At 65.6% G+C, this 19756-nt stretch carries 17 protein-coding genes; 5 read left to right on the top strand and 12 right to left on the bottom strand.

Features of this window, described 5'->3' with window-relative positions; translation table 11 throughout:
* Nucleotides 1-7: 7 nt before the first annotated feature.
* The gene (locus ACVW1B_RS42065) at nt 8-1747 is read left to right on the top strand and encodes an adenylate/guanylate cyclase domain-containing protein (protein WP_456793803.1); all 1740 of its coding nucleotides are present in this window, start codon (nt 8-10) and stop codon (nt 1745-1747) included.
* A gap of 169 nt (nt 1748-1916) precedes the next feature.
* Here the strand turns inward: ACVW1B_RS42065 and ACVW1B_RS42060 are convergent, their stop codons facing one another.
* The 6 genes from ACVW1B_RS42060 to ACVW1B_RS42035 form a co-directional block, all read right to left on the bottom strand.
* Nucleotides 1917-2099 (bottom strand): hypothetical protein, encoded by a 183-nt coding sequence (locus ACVW1B_RS42060; protein WP_016839685.1) that lies wholly within the window; start codon nt 2097-2099, stop codon nt 1917-1919.
* Between the two features lie 7 nt (nt 2100-2106).
* Nucleotides 2107-3249, bottom strand: a complete 1143-nt coding sequence (locus ACVW1B_RS42055) for a PepSY-associated TM helix domain-containing protein (RefSeq protein ID WP_456823094.1) — start codon at nt 3247-3249, stop codon at nt 2107-2109.
* A gap of 30 nt (nt 3250-3279) precedes the next feature.
* On the bottom strand, nt 3280-5574 hold the full coding sequence (locus ACVW1B_RS42050; RefSeq protein WP_456793802.1) for a TonB-dependent siderophore receptor: 2295 nt from the start codon (nt 5572-5574) through the stop codon (nt 3280-3282).
* 303 nt (nt 5575-5877) lie between these two features.
* Entirely contained in the window at nt 5878-7083 is a 1206-nt protein-coding gene (locus ACVW1B_RS42045) for an NAD(P)/FAD-dependent oxidoreductase (protein WP_253604137.1), read from the bottom strand.
* A gap of 113 nt (nt 7084-7196) precedes the next feature.
* Nucleotides 7197-7529: a hypothetical protein gene (locus ACVW1B_RS42040; RefSeq protein WP_253604139.1), complete on the bottom strand. Its 333-nt coding sequence runs from the start codon at nt 7527-7529 to the stop codon at nt 7197-7199.
* A 131-nt stretch (nt 7530-7660) separates the two neighbouring features.
* Nucleotides 7661-8611, bottom strand: coding sequence for a helix-turn-helix transcriptional regulator (locus ACVW1B_RS42035; RefSeq protein ID WP_253604140.1), 951 nt, complete (start codon nt 8609-8611; stop codon nt 7661-7663).
* A 369-nt stretch (nt 8612-8980) separates the two neighbouring features.
* Here ACVW1B_RS42035 and ACVW1B_RS42030 point away from each other — a divergent pair, with 369 nt between their 5' ends.
* Nucleotides 8981-9913, top strand: a complete 933-nt coding sequence (locus ACVW1B_RS42030; protein ID WP_456793800.1) for a helix-turn-helix domain-containing protein — start codon at nt 8981-8983, stop codon at nt 9911-9913.
* A gap of 12 nt (nt 9914-9925) precedes the next feature.
* Here the strand turns inward: ACVW1B_RS42030 and ACVW1B_RS42025 are convergent, their stop codons facing one another.
* Both ACVW1B_RS42025 and ACVW1B_RS42020 read right to left on the bottom strand, forming a co-directional pair.
* Complete coding sequence (locus ACVW1B_RS42025; RefSeq protein WP_456793799.1) at nt 9926-10105, bottom strand: hypothetical protein; 180 nt, start codon at nt 10103-10105, stop codon at nt 9926-9928.
* A 9-nt stretch (nt 10106-10114) separates the two neighbouring features.
* A complete protein-coding gene (locus tag ACVW1B_RS42020) occupies nt 10115-10348 on the bottom strand; it encodes a DUF6894 family protein (protein WP_253604146.1) in 234 nt (77 codons plus the stop codon).
* Between the two features lie 193 nt (nt 10349-10541).
* Between ACVW1B_RS42020 and ACVW1B_RS42015 the strand changes: the two genes are divergently transcribed.
* From ACVW1B_RS42015 to ACVW1B_RS42005, 3 genes are read left to right on the top strand one after another with little or no spacing between them, the layout of a single operon-like run.
* A complete protein-coding gene (locus ACVW1B_RS42015) occupies nt 10542-11204 on the top strand; it encodes a TetR/AcrR family transcriptional regulator (protein ID WP_310879691.1) in 663 nt (220 codons plus the stop codon).
* Complete coding sequence (locus ACVW1B_RS42010; protein ID WP_456793798.1) at nt 11201-13882, top strand: molybdopterin-dependent oxidoreductase; 2682 nt, start codon at nt 11201-11203, stop codon at nt 13880-13882. Before ACVW1B_RS42015 ends, ACVW1B_RS42010 begins: the two co-directional genes overlap by 4 nt.
* Complete coding sequence (locus tag ACVW1B_RS42005; RefSeq protein ID WP_456793797.1) at nt 13879-14802, top strand: FAD binding domain-containing protein; 924 nt, start codon at nt 13879-13881, stop codon at nt 14800-14802. The genes ACVW1B_RS42010 and ACVW1B_RS42005 overlap by 4 nt, the downstream gene beginning before the upstream one ends.
* Nucleotides 14803-14866: 64 nt before the next feature.
* Here ACVW1B_RS42005 and ACVW1B_RS42000 read toward each other — a convergent pair whose 3' ends face one another.
* The 4 genes from ACVW1B_RS42000 to ACVW1B_RS41985 form a co-directional block, all read right to left on the bottom strand.
* A complete protein-coding gene (locus tag ACVW1B_RS42000; RefSeq protein ID WP_456822966.1) occupies nt 14867-16639 on the bottom strand; it encodes an adenylate/guanylate cyclase domain-containing protein in 1773 nt (590 codons plus the stop codon).
* 164 nt (nt 16640-16803) lie between these two features.
* Nucleotides 16804-17421: a LysE family translocator gene (locus ACVW1B_RS41995; RefSeq protein WP_028333127.1), complete on the bottom strand. Its 618-nt coding sequence runs from the start codon at nt 17419-17421 to the stop codon at nt 16804-16806.
* A gap of 246 nt (nt 17422-17667) precedes the next feature.
* Complete coding sequence (locus ACVW1B_RS41990; RefSeq protein WP_456793795.1) at nt 17668-18210, bottom strand: hypothetical protein; 543 nt, start codon at nt 18208-18210, stop codon at nt 17668-17670.
* Between the two features lie 7 nt (nt 18211-18217).
* Nucleotides 18218-19657, bottom strand: coding sequence for an LVIVD repeat-containing protein (locus tag ACVW1B_RS41985; RefSeq protein ID WP_456822965.1), 1440 nt, complete (start codon nt 19655-19657; stop codon nt 18218-18220).
* Nucleotides 19658-19756: the final 99 nt, after the last annotated feature.

Genomic DNA, 19756 nt, shown 5'->3' with positions numbered 1-19756 from the left:
GGCAGCAGTGCTGGCGGCAGATGTCGCCGGCTACAGTCGCCTGATGGGAGCGGACGAGGAAGGCACGCTCGCGCGGCTCAAGGCGGCCAGAAAGAATCTCATTGATCCAACGATCGCCGCTCATCGAGGCCGCATCGTCAAAACGACCGGCGACGGCATGCTTGTCGAATTCGGCAGCGCCGTCGATGCAGTGCGCAGCTCTGTAGAGGTTCAGGGCAGGATGGCGGAGCTCAACGTATCCGCACCGCAACAGCAGCGGATCGAATTTCGCATCGGCATTCACGTCGGCGACATCATCATCGACAACGACGACATCTTCGGCGACGGCGTCAACATCGCCGCGCGGCTGGAGAACATCGCGGACCCGGGCGGCATATGCCTGTCTGACGACGCCTACCGGCAGATCCGGAGCAAGGTCGATGCAGCCTTCGAAGACATGGGCCAACAGAATCTGAAAAACATCACTGAGCCGATCCGCGCCTGGCGAATGAAGATTGGCGCCAGACCTTCGCCTGAGCGCCATCCAACTCCCGCCGAATCGCATCACGTGCGCCCGTTTTCGGGAAAGCCCTCCATCGCGGTGCTGCCGTTTCAGAACATGAGCGGCGACAGCGAGCAGGAGTATTTCGCGGACGGGATCGCGGAAGACGTCCTTACGACCCTGTCAAAGATACAGGAATTGATGGTGATAGCTCGCAACTCGAGCTTCGCGTTCAAGGGGCAGAACCGGGACATTCGCGAAATCGGGCAGATCCTGGGTGCTCGTTATCTGCTGGAGGGGAGCGTTCGAAAGATCGGCAATCGCATCAGGTTGACGGCGCAGTTGATTGATGGTCGAGACGGCGGCCATCTCTGGGCGGATCGCTTTGACGGAGACCTGGACGACGTGTTCGATCTCCAGGACCGAATTACGCAAGAGATCGTCGAAGCGCTCGAGGTCCAGTTGACGGTCGGCGAACGCGCAAGGGTGTGGAGAAAGCGCTCGGGCAGTCCGCTGGCTTATGAGTATGTCTTAAAGGGACGCGCCCTGTACGTTAATTTCGCAAGGCAAACTCACGCACAGGCCCGGAAGCTTTTTGAACAGGCGCTGGAGATCAATGCCTCGTTTATGCCGGCGCTCTACTTGTTGGGTCTGACCCTGACCGACCAGGCGCGCTTCGGTTGGATCAAGGATGAAAATGAAGCGTATCAAGCCGCACTGGGCTGCGCTGATCGGGCTCTCGCCGCCGACCCGAGCTTCGGGGAAGCATACCTGGTGATCGGCTATGTTCGTACCTATCAACGTCGTCATGATGAGGCTGTGGCAGCAGGAGAAACGGCGATCAGCCTCGCTCCCAGCAGCTCTGACGCCCATCACATGGCGGGCATGTACCATGGCTACGCCGGCAATTTCCGAAAGGCCGTCCTCTACGAGGAACACGCCCAACGGCTCAGTCCGATTGAGCGCAACGAATCGATGGTGGACGAAGCGCGCGCAAGATTTCATCTCGGAGATTTCGCGGCGGCGCACGATATAGCCTCCCGCGTGCTGAGGCAGCGGCCGCTCTGGCTGACCGCGCAGTCGACACTCATAGCGGCGCTCTGGAATCTCGGCCGGCAAGATGAAGCGCGGATGATCTCAAGCGACTTGCTGGCGGGCCACCCCAATTTCAGCCTGGCCCGCTGGGCGGGGCTGCTGCCGTATCGTCGACAGGGCGACCTGGACGCATTGGTCAACCCGCTACGCATGGCGGGGCTCCCGGAGTGAAGCCCGATGCCGCACGCCAGGCACCTGCGCGGCCGCGACTGCTTGTTCGGTTGCCGGTACGGCTTCTTGCGCATCTCCGCGGATGAGACACCGCAGGGATCGGCATATTCCGATTGGACCGGCTTTGCTGATTGCCCGGCCGGTTCGAAGCGCGATCAGGCGAACCCGATCAATTCGGCTGGCGCCGCCAGATGAACACCAGATAGAGCAGCACAGGCAGGCCGAGCCCGGCCCACGAGACCGCATCCCACCAGCCGTCGCCGACCAGCGCGCTGATCAATCCGACCGTGCTCACGATCGCGATGACGAGCGGGGCGGCGAAGATCTGGGTCAATGAACGATGCGAGACCATGCTGGCGTCACGACGATAATGCGGGGTTGTCGAGGGAGGCGGCGTTGGCGATCGCGCGTTCCTGGCTCACGCCCGCCTTGCGGCGGCGCATCCACAGATACACGCCGGTCACCAGGATGAAGATGGTCAGGATGTCGAGCAGTGCCCAGACGATCTTGAGCGGCATGCCGCCATAGTCGCCGAAATGCAGCGGCTGCGAGACGAACAGGGTCGTCACATACCAGGGCATGTCCCTTGTGTCGGTCAGCTTGCCGGTTTCCGCGTCGATCAGCGCCGGTTTGAGCAGCCGCGAGGTCAGCGGCGTATCGCCATGCAGGAACACGGCGTAGTGGCTCTTGCTGCTGAACAGGGTTCCCGGGAAAGCAACGAAGCTCGGCGTCATGCCGGGCACCGCATGGGTGGCCACTTCGACCGCCGCATTCAGCGAGGTCAGCTTCGACGACACCGGCCGGTCCCTGTACTGCGCCGTCATTTCGGCGAGCTGGCCGAACTGCCACATCTTGAGCACGAGGTCGGCCCAGGTGTTGATGACCCCGGTGAAGCCGACGACCAGCGTCCAGGCGACGAGCAGGATGCCCGCGAGATTATGGACGTCGAGCCAGCGCACGACGCGGGTCCGCTGCGCGCGATAGGCGCCGAAACGCAGTTTCCGCATCGACGGCGCGTAGACCACGATGCCGGAGATGATCGCGACGCAGAACAGGATCCCCATCAATCCGAGGAACAGCTTGCCGGGCAGGCCTGCGAACATGTCGGTGTGCAGCTTCAACATGATGTAGGTGAAGCGGCCGGTCACATCGGGCGCATCGAGATAGGCGCCGCTATGCGTATCCATCCGGATCAGCAAATTGTTGGTCGGATCGGCATCGATGGTCGGACCGACGCTGACGAACATCGCGCTCGGATCGTCGCGATCCCAGATCAGGAAGTGAGGCACCTTTCCGGGTGCCTGCGCCAACGCGTTGCCGAGCAGACGGTCCAGATTGGCCGGCGGCGTGCCTGGCGGCACGTCGGGCGGCTTGACCTGGCTGTGCAGGAGATCGTCGATCTGCTCGTGGAAGATCAGCGGCAGGCCGGTGATGCAGAGCAGCAGCATGAACAACGTGCAGATAAGGCTGGTCCATTTATGGACAGCGCCCCATCGCCGCAAGGATCTGGTCGTCGCAGTCAATTTCGTTACCTAGTTCCAGGTGTACTTCATCGTGCCCAGCACCGTGCGGCCATTGCCGAGGCCGCAATAGGGAAGCCCGGTGAGGCAGGATGCAACGTAGAAGTGATCGGTCAGGTTGGTCACGTTGACCTGTGCCTTCCAGCCCTTCAGGTCCGGCCGCAGATAAGCGAAGTCGTAGCTGACCGACGCATCGAGCAAGGCATAGGAGGGAATGACAAAGGTATTGAGGTTGTCGCCGTAGGTCTCGCCGACATAGCGCACGCCGAGGCCGAGCCCAAGGCCCGCGAGCGCGCCGTCATACCAGGTATACTTGCCCCAGACCGCGCCCTGGTCCTGCGCCGTGTTCATCATGTACTTGCCGGCATAGCCGGCGATGCTCGTCGTCACCCGCGGATCGAGATGGGTGTATCCCGCCGTGATCTCGAGCTCGCGCGTGAGATTGCCCTTCAGCTCGAGCTCGAGGCCGCGGACACGCACGGCATCGGTCTGCACGTTGAACAGCGGGTTCAACGGATCGGCGGTCAGCACGTCCTGCTGACGGATATCGAACGCTGCCGCCGTCACCATGAAGTTCGAGCCGTTCGGCTTGAACTTGACGCCGACTTCCGCGCCCTCGCCCGTCGTCGGCCTGAACGACCGGCCGGCGCTGTCGGCGCCGAGGTTGGGCGTGAACGAGGTCCCGTAGCTGACATAGGGCGCGAGGCCGATATCGAACAGGTAGCTCAGGCCGATGCGCCCGGTTTGCGCCGAGTCATCGCGCGAATAGTGGCCGGCCGGCGGATAGAACGCCATGCTGGTGAAGCCGGAGCTGACCCAGTCCTGGCGGCCGCTCATGGTCAGCGTCCAGCGATCGAGCTTGATCTGATCCTGCAGATAGGCGCCGAGCTGCGACTGCCTGTCGTCGCGCAGAATGAAAGGCGCCAGCGAGCTGGCTGACGGAACGGCGGTGCCGTAGACCGGACTATAGGCATCGATCGGCGCAATCGGCGTCGTGCGATAGTCCGTGTTCGCCCACAGATCGAAGTAGTCGACGCCGGCCAGCACCTTGTGGACCAGCGGCCCGGTGGCGAAATCCGCCTGCAGCTGATTGTCGAGCGCGACATTGGCGGCGTTGGCCTTGACGTAGTTGTAGGTGCGCGCGACCAGACGATCCGTCACCATGCCCTCGGTCCGCACCGATGCGAGGTCGTTGCTGACCTGGGTGTAGCGGAGGTTTTGCCGGAACTGGAAGATGTTGTCGAAGCGATGCTCGAACGCGTAGCCGACCGCGAACTGCTCGAGATGATAGCCATCCAGCCCGGGCTCGCCGAGGTAACGGCTGTAGGGAATATGTCCGTTGGGGTTGGGCAGGAACGACACCTGTCCCGGGACGTATTGCTGGTAACCCTTGTTGTCGACCTTCTGGTACTGCGAGAGCACGGTGAAGCTGGTGTCGTAGGTCGGGCGCCAGGTGAAGCTCGGCGCGATGAACAGCTTGTTGTCCTGAACGAAGTCGGTCTGGCTGTTGCTGTCGCGGCCAAGGCCGACGATGCGGTAAAGGAACCGGCCGTCCTTGTCGGCCGGACCGCCGATATCGAAGGCGCCCTGGAAGCGATCGAACGAGCCGAACGATCCCTCGATCTCGTAATGCGGCGTCTCGGTGGGCCGCTTGCTGACCAGGTTCAACAGGCCGCCCGGATCGGATTGTCCATACAGGCCGGATGACGGCCCCTTCAGGACCTCGATGCGCTCGAGACCATAGGTCTCGATGCGCGGGACCGCGAAGGTCGTGGTGTCGGTCGGCAGCCGCAACCCGTCGAGATAGCGCGGCGCGGTGAAGCCCCGCAGCTTGAACTCGTCGAAGAACGCGTTGGCGCCAAAACTCTCGATCGTCACGCCGGGCGTGTAACGCAGCGCTTCGGTGATGTTCTGCGCACCCTGCGCCTGGATCTGATCCTGGGTGACGATCGAGATCGACTGCGGCGTCGTCAGGACCGGGCTGTCGGTCTTGGTTGCGGTGACGCTCTGGCTGGCGAGATAACCGGTGACCGGGCCGTTGCCGCGCTCTCCGCCGCCACCTGCCCCCGGTGCTGGAACGTTCTGCGCGGGCGCCCGGTTCGCGATCGATCGCGGCGTCGTACGTGCAGGACGCGCCGCGCGTCGCGCCGGCAGCGTCCGCCGCGCCTGCTGCTGTTGTTTCGGCGCCTCGACCGTCACCGGCGGCAGCGCCGATTGCGCAACGCTTTCACGCGGCGTCACCACACTCAGCGCGAACAAACCGCTGCCAGCCATGTACCCGGCCGCCAGCGCAGTGCGACGAAACATCCGACCCCCGTCAACTCACATCGCCTTCATCCTCGCCGTCACTAACACGATGAAAGACGTACGCAGCTGATCGGTGATTAGAACACATCCAGTGTTGGGCTTATCGCCGATGGTGTTGCGAGCTCGCAACGTGAACGCAGCGAAACTGCGTCAATGCGCCTCAGATTTTTCGAGCGCTTCTAAGGACGATTCTAAACTGCGTTTCGCTCCGCGATACTTCGAGTCAGTTCCGCGCACAGCGATCGAACGACGCCGTGCGCGGAAGCGATGATCGCAGTTGCGGTGCTCTCGCCGAGCTCAGCGTCAGACTTCGGTGACGTGCTCCGGATCGGCGGATGCGAGCGCCGCGGCACGCTCGGCGCGCGGCGGATAGATCCAGACGGTGTTGATCTCCCGCTTGGTCTTCTTGGCCACATCGCCGACCATCTCGACCTTGCGCTCCCAGCCGCGGGTGAACAGCGCACCGGCCTCGCCGAGGTCGAGGCAGGTGACATAGGCCTTCTGGTGATACGGCTTGGTCGCGACACCGAGCAGCTCTGCCGCGGCGTTGTTGCCTGCAAAGGCGCCCATCCGCGTCGCGTGCTGGCACGACATCAGCGCGTAATTGCCGACATCGTCGCATGCAGCGCGCGCCGCATCGCCGGTGGCGAACACGCCCGCGACCGACGGCACGCGCAGATCACGATCGACCAGCAGCCGGCCGAAATTGTCGCGTTCCGCCGGGATCTGCGTGGTCAGCGGCGCGGCGCGAATGCCCGCCGCCCAGACCACGGTCGCGGCCTCGATATGCTCGCCGCTGGAGAGCGTGACGCCGGACTTGCTGACCTCGGCGACGCCGGCACCGAAGCGGCCTTCCACGCCGAGCTTGCGCATCGCGTCCTCGATGATCGGGCGCGGGCCCTCGCCCATGTCGGGTGCAATCGCGGCGTTGCGATCGACGATGACGACGCGCGGCTTGGCGTCCTTGCCAAGGATCTCGCGCAGCCGCGCCGGCATCTCGGTCGCCGCCTCGATGCCGGTGAAGCCGCCGCCGGCAACGACGACAGTGTCGCGTGCCACTGATGCCGGCTGCCTGGCGAGGTCGTGCAGATGGCGGTCGAGCGCGATCGCATCCGCAAGATTGTCGACGCTGAAGCCATGCTCGGCGAGACCGGGTACGTTCGGACGGAACAGCCGGCTGCCGGTCGCCACCACAAGGCGATCATAAGGCAGCGTCTTGCGCGCGTCCTTGGCGGTGACGATCTGTACGGTGCGGGCCTTGGTGTCGACGGCTTCGGCGCTGCCCTGCACATAGACGACGTCGATCGCGTTGAAGACGTCGAGCAGCGGCGCGGTCAGCGTCTCCGGCTTCGGCTCGTAGAGCCGCGGGCGGACCACCAGGGTCGGCTCCGGCGCGACCAGGGCGATCTCGAGCTCCTCGGGCGAAACGCCCTTGATGTCGCGCAGGCGGGCTGCGGAGAGCGCGGCATACATGCCGGCAAAGCCGGCGCCAATGATGACAATTCGCATGGGTATCTCCTCTGGGTTGACAGTCTCTGATGTCCGCGCGTTGCCGTCGCTGCCTGCCGCTTGCGGCGAAGCCTGTCGCGATCGGCGACGCGAAGAGGTGGAAAGGCGAGCGCCTATTGCCGGGCGCAGCTCGACAGGAACGGCGTGCGCGCCCCGGGCATGCAGGCTGCGCGGCAGCCTCTCGCGCCCGACAGCGCTCCATGGTGAAGGCCGATCGGCAGCGCGGCGCTCGGGAGCCAATCGCGGTAGAGCGCCTGGGCGGCGTCGCTGATCATCACCGACGTCATGGCATCGGCGCCCTGAACGGCCTGCGCCGGCGCATCGGCATCCTCGCCGGTTGCCGACGTGAAGCGGACGGTGAGCGTAAGCCCGTACATCAGTGCAGTCGCGAGAACCCGGCGTCGCCGCGTGACTGCAAGGGAGCTACCGAAATCCTTCCAGGCCATCGCTTGTCTCCGTTGTTGGCGTGGGCGCCACGGTGATCTAGCGAATTGGCCGTATGAGTGCCCCAGAGCGATTGCCTGACCTGAAGAGCGATTGCGGCTAGAGCATTTTCGGTTCTTTGCTCGAAAACGCTCTACCGCAGACGGCGCCGCCAATCGCTCGGGGTTTCGCCGGTCAGCTTCCTGAATGCGGCCGCGAACGCGGTCTGCGAACTGTAGCCGAGCGCCGCCGCGATCGAGACCACGGATGCGTCGGTGTCGCGCAGCATGTTCATGGCCTGCTCGAGCCGGTGCTGGCGCAGCCAGGCATGCGGCGAGAGCCCGGTGCTTTCCTTGAATGCGCGGCAGAAGTGAAAGCGCGACAGGCCGGCGTCCGCCGCCAGCGCCGCGAGCGAGACGTCCGCATCGCTGTCCGAGCGCAATCGCTCGATGGCGCGGCGCAGCGCCGTCGGCGCAAGACCGCCTACGGTCACCTGCACGGTCGCAGGCACGCCGGCGTGCGCCGACAGCAGGCGCGTGGCCAAAAGATCCGTCAGTTGCTGCCGGAACAGCGCATCCAGCGCCGCGCTGCCCTCGAGTGCATCAGCGGCGCTCAGCAGCAACCGCGATGTAATCGGATCGGGATGCCCGGTGCGCTCCAGCAGATCGCCGGGAGCGGCGGTGTCGGCCTCGCCGGCGACGCGCGCCAGCGTCGCATGCGGAAGATAGAGCTGAACGACATGCACCGACTGGTGAATATCCCAGCGCGAGCTCGAGCCGGCCGGGATGATCGTCACGACCCCGGACCGGGCCGTTCCGATCGAAGCCACCCTGCCGGTGCGCCGCTCCAGCCGCTGCGAGCCTGCGGGATAGCTCATGACGACGTGGTCGACCATCGGCCTGACCACGTCGTGCAGCGCGTCATGCTTCCAATAGGCGATCGCGCCGCTCGACGGGTCGGCCGCCATGCGAAGCGGCTGCGTCTTGAGCACGCGGGCCATCTCCTGGCCGGCCGGGCAGCGCGGACCGGCCGGCGCCTCGGCCTGCCGCGCATCGGATGCGGCGGGCGAATCCCGCAAAGGATCGTGCAGGATCGGCTTACTCATCACCTGTGCTCGCGTTTGAAGGCTCATGCGCTCCCTCCTTGCGGGCCGGTCTGTCGGACCCATGAGGCGCGGAACTGCCCGCCGGACCTAAGCGCCGCGCGGTTCGAATGTCTTTCCTGAAACGGCCATGCTTTGCCCAATTCTGCGCCAAGCGCGCGGCTGCGACATTTCTGCGTCCGGCACGGTCGATTGGACCAAAGCAGTTGAATTCATTCCGGAATCGCATTGCGCTGAACGACCGGCAGCATCGTTCATGATCGCGTGAGACAACTGGACTGCGCCGCAGCAATCCCGGATAATGAGTGACGGCTTCGCAGGCTGACTGACAAGTCCCTGCCCGGCTGCACATCAATGATGGACTCAACACGCATGGCACAGGCGGGCGCCTACGGGCAGCGGCTCGGGCAATTCCTACGCCTGAGGGATACGCCGCCGGCGCTGATCACGCGCACGCTGCGCAGCGCCGAACTCGCGGTCACCGAAACCCGGGACGACAACCCGGTGCCCGGGCTGTCCGGATCGCTCACCGCCGAGGATGCCTTTCTGGTCAGCCTGAAGCTGCACGATTATCCGGACTGCGAATTGTGGGAGGGCGGCAAGTGCCTCATGAAGCGGGATATCCCGGCGGGCGCGACCTATCTTTACGATCTCAAACGCGATCCGCGCTACGTGATCGACAAGCCGTTCCACTCGCTGTTCTTCTATCTGCCGCGCTCGGCGCTCACTGATTTCGCCGAACAGACCGGCTCGCCGCGCATCGGTGAACTGTCCTGCGAAATCGGCACCGGTCACGACGATGGCGTCATTCGTCACGTCGGGGCGCTGCTGCGCGAGGGATTGCGCCGGCCGGACGAAACCAACCAGCTGTTCATCGATCACATGATGCTGGCGCTGACCGCGCACGTCACCCGGACCTATGGCGGAATACAACATCCGACCGGACCGACCCGTGGCGGCCTCGCCGCCTGGCAGATCAACCGCGCCTGCGAAAAGCTCGAATCCGACCTCAGCGGGAAGATTTCGCTGAAGCAGATCGCGGCCGAGCTCGATCTGTCGGTCGGCCATTTTTCGCGCGCCTTCCGCATCTCCACCGGCCTGCCACCGCACCAATGGCTGCTTCAGCAGCGCCTGAAGGTGGCCAAGCAACTGATGGCGGCGCGCGACCTGTCGCTGTCCGAGATCGCGATTTCGGCCGGCTTCGCCAATCAAAGCCACTTCACGCGGGTGTTTTCCGCCGTGGTCGGCGTCAGCCCGGCGGCGTGGCGGCGCGAGATGCACCGCCCGGCGAGAAGCGAGAGCTGAACAGCGCCGCGCTCAACCGGCCGGCGCGGCTTGAACGGCGTGCTTCGCATGCCATTTGGGACCCGGTCCGCGCATGTAGTGCAGCTCGGGCCGGTAGGGATCGCGAATTCGCGCGATCAGGTTCTGCAAGCCCGTCGTGATCGCGTTCCAGCCGTCGCGCAGAGCGAGCAATGATGCGTGCGGTGACAGCATGGCGCCCTCTCAGTGCGGCTTGCCGAGCACGGATGCGAAGGACAGGATCAGGATCTCCTCGCCGGCGTCGTCGCTGACATGCACGACCCAGTCGCGCCAGTCTTCCAGGCTGACCGTTGCGACAAGCGATCGCATCATGCACGTCGCCGCCTCGCAGGCCTCCGAGAGGCTGGTCACCGAGGTGCCGCGGCGATCCATCAGCACCCCGTGCGTGGTCGAGCAATGGAAAAAGACCTGGGTCATGTGCGTATCCTCGCAAGCTCCGGACCAGAAGGTCATCTTTGGAGCTCCACGTTTCTTCGACGCGACCATTCGAAAGGCGGTTCACACGGACGCGGGCCGCGCGGCGGCCTCGCGGAATGGTGATCAAGCCCCAGCACCGCCTCCTCACCAAATCGCGATTTGACAGTTTTTCCATATTTGTCAAAATCGTCAAATGGGACCGAAAACCCGCATCCTCGATGCCACCATGCTGGTGTTCCGCCGGCACGGCTTTCGCCGCTCCTCGATCGAGCAGGTCGCCGAGGCGGCCGGCCTGACGCGGCAGGCGCTCTATCACCACTTCGAATCCAAGGAAGCGCTGTTCCGTGCCGTGATCGAGCGCGTGCATGAGTCCGCGATCGCGGCCGAGGAGACCGCCCTTGCCGCGGCGGAGACCGCGGGCGGCGATCTCGGCGACATCCTCGCCGCGGGCATGACCGCACGGATGTCGACCATGATCGGCTCGCTGGACGGCTCGCCGCATCTCGAGGAGTTGTATTCCGAGCACCTCGTGCACGCGCGCGACCTCTACCAGACCTACGCCGCGCGCTATGCGGAGCGCATGGTCGCGACGATCACGCGGATCGTGCGCAAGCAGCAGCTCGCGCTGCCGCAGGACCTCTCGCCGGCCGAATTCGCGCGGCTGGTCGAGATGGCGATGTACGCAGCGAAGTCGCAATATCCGGCGATGCAGCCGGCGGATGCGTTCCTGAAGGACATGGCGATCATGGTGCGGACGCTCTGCGCCGGCGCGCTACCGAAATCGCAGAAGCCGCCCGTCAAGAAGGCGGCAATCCCCAAGAGGCCGACCCGCAGGACAACTGGAGGACATCCATGAGCACGACGACCGTCAATGGCCGCGTCGAATCCCTGCCCGATGATCCCGATGCGCTCTTGATCGACATCGTGCGCGACCAGCTCAAGCTAACCGGCACCAAGCTGGTGTGCGGCGCCGGCGTCTGCGGCGCCTGCACCGTGCTGGTCGACGGCGCGCCGGTCGCAAGCTGCCTGATGCCGGCGCACGCCGCCGCCGGCAAATCGGTGACGACGGTGGAAGCCATCGGCGCGTCCGGGCTGCATCCGGTGCAGAAGGCGTTCATGGCGCATGACGCCCTGCAATGCGGCTTCTGCACGCCCGGCTTCATCGTGGAAGCGACCGCGTTCTGCGACCGCTGGCGCGCGACCAGGGGAACGGCGGTGCCGTCGCGCGAGGAGATCGGCGCGGCGCTGTCCGGTCATCTCTGCCGCTGCGGCGCCTATGACGGGATCTTCCGTGCGGTGGCGGATGCCTGCGCCGGCCGTTTCGACGGCGATCATGTCACGGCGCCCCGCATCGAGGCCCGCGACAAGGTGACGGGCGCGGCGAAATACACCGTCGACATCCATCATGACGGCCAGCTCGAAGGCCTGATCCTGCGCTCGCGCGAGGCGCATGCGCGCATCGCCACGCTCGATCTGGCGCCGGCGCGCGCGCTCCCCGGCGTTACCGCGGTGTCGCTGCTCGGCGACGACCGTGTCGTGCGCTATGTCGGCGAGCCGATTGCGGCGGTTGCCGCCCGCGATCGCAAGACGGCGCTGGCCGCGCTGGCCGCGATCAAGCTGACCAGCGAGCGCCTGCCCGCCGTGGTCGGGCTCGACGCCGGACGCAAGGATGATGCGCCCGTGGTGTTCGACAAGGCGAGCCGCAAGCGGGCCGGCAACGTCTCGGAAGCGGCCGGCGGGCCGGCGCCCTGGAAGCAGAACGTCCGCGGGCCGACCGCGGTGTTCTCGACCCGCGCCAAGAAGGCCCGCAACTGGGTGGACGAGGCGCGCCAGGCCAACAACAAGCTACTCGTCGAAGCCACCTTCCGCACCGCCACGCAGCAGCATGCTTGTCTCGAGCCCCACGCCGCGGTGGCGCGCTTCGACGGCGACCGGCTGACCCTGCACGCCTCGACCCAGCAGGTGTTTCACCTGAAGGAGCAGATCGCAAAACGCTACAAGCTCGATCACGACAAGGTCCGCGTGATCGCGGAGCACGTCGGCGGCGGCTTCGGCTCGAAAGCGAGCCTCGGCACCGAGACGATCGCCGCGATCGAGCTGGCCCGCGCGGCGAAAGCGCCGGTGCGGGTCGCCTATGATCGCCAGGAAGAACTCTCGGTCGCCGGTTATCGGCCGGCCGCGGAGTTGAAGGTCGCGCTGCTACCTTCCGAGCAAGGCGGCCTGAAGGCGCTCTCGGTCACCGCGCATGCCGATACCGGGGCCGCGACCAACTCGACCATCGCGGGACTGGCGCGGCTGATCTATCCGGCCGAGGCGAAGGACCTTTCGGATTTTGACGTCATCAGCAATCTGCCGCCCGGCGCCGCCTTCCGCGGCCCCGGCGGTCCGCCGATGGCATTCGCCGTGGAGCAGTCGATCGACGAGGCCGCGCTGCGGCTCAACGTCGATCCGATCGCCTTGCGCAAGCGCTGGGATCCCGATCCCAACCGGCAGCGGCTCTACGATTGGGCATCAGGGCTCGAGATCTGGCGCAACCGCAAGCCGGCGCAGAACGGCCGCTATCGCCGCGGCATCGGGGTCGCCACGGGCTACTGGCTCTATCTGTGGCAGCCGAAGGTGAAGGTCGAGGTCGCGGTCAAGGGCGGCCGCATCGTCGCCAGCACGGCGACGCAGGACATCGGCACCGGCACCCGCAGCGTGCTTGCCGACGCGATCGCGCGCGAGTTCGATCTCGAACCCGGCGAGATCGATGTGCGGATCGGCGATTCCTCGCTGCCCGAAGGCCCCGGCTCCGGCGGCAGCCGCGTCACCGCCTCGGTGATGCCGCCGACGCTGCAGGCGGTGCGGAAACTGAAGGCCGCGATGCTCGAACAGGCCACGCGAAAGCCGGCGCCCGGCTCGAACGCGCCCTGGCGCGAGCTGATCGCGCGCTCGCCCGACATCGCAATGGTGGAGACGCGCGGCGAGGACGGCAAGAACACCGCGCCCGGCATCCGCTCGCCGCTGCGCGAAGTCGGCCTGATGGGCATGGTGTTCGGCTGGATGATGCGCCGCTTCTCGAACATCGCGGTCGGCGCCGGCGTGCCGAGCTCGGTGCAGGTCATCGAGGTGGAGGTCGACACCTGGCTCGGCCATGTCCGCGTGCTCAACGTGCATACCGGCATCGCGGTCGGCAAGATCGCAGCGCCCGCGCTGGCGCGCAGCCAGGCTTGCGGCGCGGTGATCCAGGGCCTCGGCTACGCGCTCTACGAGGCGCGCGAGCTTGATCCGAAGACCGGCGACGTTCTGACCGCGGGGATGGAGGATTATCGCATCCCTGGGATCGCCGACACGCCGGAGATCGAGGTCCATTTCGACGAAGCCGGCTTCGACCATGTGCTCGGCAACAGCGTCGGCATCGGCGAGGCGTCGACGGTGCCGACCTCGGCCGCCGTCGCCAACGCGATCCACAACGCGATCGGCGTCCGCCTCACCGAGATTCCGATCCGGCCCGATCGCATCGTCGCCGCGCTGAAAAGGAGGGATGCCGCATGAGTGTCGCGACTGCAGACGTCATATCCGCGCCCGAATTCCGCGCCGCCGGCACCGATCTGTCGGAGCGTCGCCGCAGCGGCCTGTCGTGCGGCTCGATCATCGATCTCGCCGCCAGTCCCGATACGATCGGTGTTGCGTCGAATGCGGACGGCTCGGCCCGCATCGGCGCCCTGACCACGATCGCTGCGATCGCATCCGATCCGCGGCTCGCCGAGGCTTACCCCGGCATCGCCGCCGCCGCGCAGGGCCTCGCCACGCCGCAGATCCGGCACATGGCGACACTCGGCGGCAATCTCGCCCAGCGCTCGCGCTGCTGGTATTTCCGCAATCCGCAGATCGCCTGCCTCAAGAAGGGTGGCGCCGACTGCCCGGCGCGATCCGGCAACCACCTCTATCACGTCGCGTTCGATCTCGGCCCATGCGTCGCGCCGCATCCGTCGACGATGGCGATGGCGCTGCTCGCCTATGATGCGAAGGTCACCACCGATCGGCGCAGCGGCTTGTCGATCTCCGAGCTGCTCGGCGACGGCAGCAACGGCGCGGCCGACAATCTGCTTGCACCGGGCGAACGCATCGAGCGGATCGAGCTCCCCGTTCCGCTGGCCGGCGAGCGCGCGCTGTACAAGCGCGCCATCAGCCGGACGCATGCGGAATGGCCGCTGGTCGAGATCTGCGTGCGGGCGGTGATCTCCGGCGGCGCGTTCCAGCAGGTCCACATCGCCGCCGGCGGCATCGCCCCGGTCCCGCTGCGTCTGACCGCGTCCGCGGCGGCGCTGCAGGGTAAGCAGATTAACGCGGCGACCATCGCGCAAGCCACCGAGCTGGCGATCTCGGGAGCCAGGCCGCTGCCGATGACCGGATACAAGCTCGAGCTGCTGACGGGCCTGGTGCGCGACGTGGTCGAGCGGATCGTGGCGTAGGATCAAGCGCCCATTCGCGGCCTCGAGACAGCGTCGCGTCTGGAATGCATAGATCCAGGAATTCCTACGCCGGTATGCCGGCCTCACACAGCACGGCGACCATGCGGTCGCCCCATTCGGCGGATCTGGTCGGAAAATTCTGCCGCGCGTAGGACGCGCGGAAATCGGGCCGCAGCTTGAGCAGCCGGCCGGCGATGACGCGCGCCTCGTCGAGGCGCCCCGAGCCGACCTCGTTCATGATCAACGCGCTGAGCGTGTGCGCGTCTTCGCCGATGACCAGCGCCTTGGCGGCGGCCGCACGGCCCTGCTCATACTGACCGAGCATGAAATGCGCGAAACTGATTCCGTTCCACATGGACGCCCGCCCGGGATCGATCGGGCTGAGCCGGAGTCTGTGCTCAAAACTTTCGATCGCGCGTGCCGGCTGGACGCACATGAGCGAAATCCAGCCGCGATATCCCCACGCCGCAGCATCATTCGAATTGAGCGAGATCGCCTCTTCGATCATGGTCTCAGCGCGATCGTAGTCGTGGCCGAGATAGGCAAACATGTGAGCCGCGCGCGCCAGCACGAACGGATCGTCGCTGGCTAGCGCGCAGGCGAGCCCGGCGATCCGCAGCGCCTCCGCCAACTCCTCCGCGCCGGGGGGCGTGCCGCGCGTGGTCTGTTTCAGCAGCGACGAATAGGCCAGCATGACCTGAGCGGCTGCATAGTTCGGATCAAGCCCGCAGGCCTTGTTGAACCACTCGCCGAGTTCAGCGTCGCCCCACTTGGAGCGATCTGCATAGGCCGCAATGCCTCTCAGAAAGAGATCGTAGCTATCGAGACGGTCGGTCGGCTTGGTTCGGGTTCGTTCGATTTCGCTCTGCTGGATCTTCGGAGCTATGATGCTGACGACATTCGCGGTGACCTGGTCCTGCAGGTCGAACACATCCCTCAGTTCGCCGTCGAACCTGTCCGCCCAGAGATGCGTACCGCTGCCGGCCTCGATCAGTTGCGCGGTGATCCGAACGCGGCCGCTCGACTTGCGCACTGATCCCTCCAGCACGTATCGCACACCGAGCTCGTGCCCGACCTGCTTGATGTCGACGGACTTCCCCTTGTAGGTGAAGCTTGAATTGCGCGCGATCACAAACAGCGATCTGAAGCGCGACAGCGCGGTAATGATGTCCTCGACGACGCCGTCGGCAAAGTATTCCTGCTCCGGATCGCCGCTCATATTCTGGAACGGCAGCACCGCGATGGAGGCCTTCTCGGCAATCGCGGCTGGGGAAGCCGGTGCAGTGAACGCGTGCTTCGCGATCGCGGCCGCTGCGGAGGCGCCGCCGACGCGAACTCTCCATGTCCGAATAGGCTCGGCAATATTCTTCAGGACCTGCGGCCCCATGTCCTCGAAGGTCGCATCGACCTTGCCGCGAATGTGCCGTTGCACGTCATCGGAAATGCAGACGCCACCCGGCTCGGCAATCCCCTCCAGGCGCGCTGCGATGTTGACGCCGTCGCCAAAGATATCGTTGTCATCAAAGATGATGTCGCCGACGTGGACTCCGATTCGGAATTCGAGCCGCTGCTCCGTTGGCACGGCAGCATTCTGATCGGCCATGCGGCGCTGCACTTCGACGGCACTGCGCACCGCGTCGACGGCGCTGGCGAATTCAACGAGGATTCCGTCGCCGGTCGTCTTGACGACGCGGCCGCGATGTGCCGCCAGCGCTGGATCCAGCAACGCTCGCCTGACCGACTTCAGCTTGGCCAGAGTGCCTTCCTCGTCGATTCCCATCAGCCGGCTGTAGCCGGCGATATCGGCCGCCAGAACCGCTGCCAGACGCCGATCCATGCTATCGGTGGTCAAAGACATGCCCCCGGACGAGGGGTTAATTTTCGTCGCCGATCAAAGCACGGCTGACGGCCTCCGGGCTAGAGCAAACGTCTGCGCTGCTTGCCCAGGCTGGAAATCGGCGGCATTGTCAACGACGACCTTGAGGCTATCGCCCAGCGGGTCTATCGCGCCCGGGTCAGCGCCAGCCAGATGCCGCCGCCGATCATGAAGCCGCCCGAGATGCGCGACATCAGCCGGGTCCGCTCCTTGGAGAAGAATTTGCGGGCGCGGCCGGCAGCCAAGGCGTAGGCGGCGTCGGTCAGCACGGCGGTCGCCATGAAGGTGAGGCCGAGCAGCGCCACCTGCGGAACGTGCGGCTTGTCCATATCCATGAACTGCGGGATGAAGGCGCCGAAGAACACCAGCACCTTCGGGTTCGAGAGCAGCACCAGAAAGCCTTGCAGGAAGAAGCCGCCGCGCGGCGGCGGCGGCGTGTCGTCGGTGCTGACGCCCTCGACCGGCGAGCGGATCAGCTTGAAGCCGAGCCAGACCAGATAGGCGGCGCCGGCAAAGCGCACCCAGTCGAACCAGTAGCCCATCGTCGCCATCAGCGAGGTCAGCCCGACCGCGACGGTGCCGATCACGATCGCAAGTCCGACCTGCGCGCCCAGCACGTTGGTGAGCGCGGCGCGCGTGCCGTAGCGCAGCCCGTTGGCGATCACCATCGTGACGATCGGACCGGGCAGCAGCGCCAGCGCGATGCAGGCGGCGACGAAGGCGAAATAGGCTTGCAGGGACATGGGAGAGCTCGTTTGTTTCTTATCGTCATTATGCACGCAAGAGCCGAACATGGAAGCGGCCCGCCGCCTCTCCCCGTTCTTCGCGGGGTCGAGACGAGCGAAGCTCGCTCTTAGAGGGTTGGGGTGAGGGGCTCTCTCCGCCAGGCGGTGCGGGCCGTTAGACCTGTACCCCCCTCACCCGGATCGCATCTGGCGATGCGATCCGACCTCTCCCCGCAAGCGGGGCGAGGTGAAGAGAGATCACGCTCAACGGCCCTCCATGGCCGCGATCATCCATGACCTGATCTCTTGCCCCTCCAGAAATTTCAACGTCGCTAGCTGCACGCGCGCGGCATCGCCGCTCCCCTGCGCCGCGACCGCCATCAGGTCGCAGCGATGCGACACCGCGATGCCGATCGCAGTGCGCTTCCCGTTGGGCATCTCGAGATCATAGACCCTGATCCGCCCCGGCATATCGGCGACAGCAACGACATCGCCCGCCTTCAGCGGCACAAAGCGCGGGCTGATCATGTCGACATCGGCGACGCGATCGACCTCGTCGTCATCGGCGACGCCGCCGTCGCAATTGCAGAAGCCGAGCTTTGGCCTGAGATAAACCTCGACGTCGTCACCGCACTCCGCCGCGCCGCAACGGAAAGCCCGGCCGGCAGGCCAGCCGTCGCGCGGAAACGGCCAGCCGATCTCGCGCCACGCGGCCGCGCGCGGCGGCGCCATCTCGTAGCCGGCGACGGCGGAGAGCCCGCCGAGCACGAGGATCATCGCCGCGATGACCCGCCATGAGTGCATCATCGCGTGCTCACGGCAGACCGGCGACGGCGCGCGCCGCGCCGGTCAGTTCGAGGATGTGCAGGCCGGTGTTGGCGCGGTCGACCGCATAGATGTAGCCGCGCTCGTCGGTCTCGACATTGTTGGTCTGGATCGCGGCCTTGCAGCGGTCCTTGCCGTCGATGGTGACGCAGCGCTTGTCGGTCGCCGCCGTGATGGAGGGAATGAAGTACCCCACTTCCTTCGGGTGATAGGGATCGCGGATGTCGAGCGCGCGGACGCCGGCGTTGAAGAAGGCGATGAAGGCCAGCTTCTTGTAGTAGACCGGCGCCATGCTCTCGTTCGACGAATGCGAGCCGAACCGGCCGCCGCGCGCGCAGAACGCGCCGGAGGCCTCGGGTACCGTGTAGCTCGAGATCAGCATCGGCCGCGCCTCGGTGGTGACGTCGGCGAACCACACCATCTGCCGGGCCTCGCCACATTCGTTCTGGATCGCCTCGTCGACGATCATCACGATGTCGCGGCTCTTGCCATCCTTGTCGTGGGCGAATTCGGCGATCGGCATGCCGGGCATCGGAAACACCGTATGCGCGCCGTTCATGGCGGACAGCGGCATCCGCGCGATCTCCGGGTATTTCAGATTGTCCGGCGTCGGCTCCTTCGGTCCGTTCAACAGCTTGTCGCGGTCGACGATCTGCAGGAAGCCGCCCTTGTTGGTGCCGTAGCCGAAATAGACGCGATTGCCCGTTGGCCCGGTCGAGATCGGCCCGTGCAGTTCGGTCGGCACCGCGCCGGTCGCGCCCGGCTCCTGCCCGGGCAGGCCGAAGTCCCTGATCTTCTTTGGCTGCGCGGGATCGGAGAGATCATAGACCTGCGTCATGCGCCGCGTGCGCCAGTCCGGCGCGCCCGACACCAGGAAGGCGATGCCGGTGCTGCATTCCCAAAAACTCTTGTGCGTGTCCTTCAAGCCGCCGATCCGGGTGACGAGCGCCGGATTGGCGGGATCGGCGACGTTCCAGATCTCGTGCGCCTCGCTGCCGAAGGTGCGCAGCATGTAGACTGCGTTGCGATCGCCCTTCGGCAAATCCTTGCCGTCGCAGATCCGCACCATCTGCGCGCCGCCCGATTCATACTTGCCTTCCTGTCCGGGAATGTGCCGCAGATATTTCGGATGCGCGGGATCGGTGACGTCGACGATCGAGGTGCCGTTCGGCTCGGCCTTGCCGGTCACCGGGTTGACGGGATCGGGAATGTCGTCGGTGCCGCCGTGATGACCGATATAGGCGATCCATCTGTCGCCCTGATGATGGATGGTCGGCTGATAGGCGCTGCGCGCCTGCAAATCGTTGGTTCCAACCAGCCTCATGTTGGAGGCCTCGGGCGGATCGCCGATCTTCTGCTGGGCGCTCGCACCATTCGCGAGCAGGACAAGAACCAACGTGCAGCAAACTGCCGTAACGCGACCGCCCATGCGCACCACCCAATGTTCCACACCAATCTGCGTTGGCTGCCGGCGAAGCTAGCACGGTGCTGCCGATGCCAAAACACACGCTCTTGACATGCAACCATT

The organism is Bradyrhizobium sp. USDA 4502, assembly GCF_054063355.1.
This window is presented reverse-complemented; position numbering and strand designations above follow the sequence as displayed.